The 228-nt window shown below is 70.2% G+C and carries 1 pseudogene; it reads right to left on the bottom strand.

What is annotated here, in order from left to right:
- A pseudogene (locus SB771_RS37600) lies at positions 1-228 on the bottom strand (FAD-binding oxidoreductase); the annotation flags it as partial.

Raw genomic sequence — 228 nt, 5'->3', positions numbered from 1 at the left:
CGCGCCGCCACCTGCTCGCCAACCGCCGCCACGTAATCCAGCGGGATGTCGCCCTGCTCGGTCTGGCCGGACGCCAGCGTTTCACCGGCCGTGCCCTCGCTGACCAGCATCTGGCTGCCGCCATAGCTGCGGCAGTACAGCATGCCGGGCGAAGCCAGGTCCTTGTAGACCGGCATGGAATAGGCATAGGGCGCCGCCGCGCATTCCAGCGCCAGCACCGCGTGGCGC

The organism is Burkholderia sp. SIMBA_051 (assembly GCF_046534915.1).
GTDB classification, from domain to species: Bacteria; Pseudomonadota; Gammaproteobacteria; order Burkholderiales; family Burkholderiaceae; genus Burkholderia; species Burkholderia ambifaria.
This window is presented reverse-complemented; position numbering and strand designations above follow the sequence as displayed.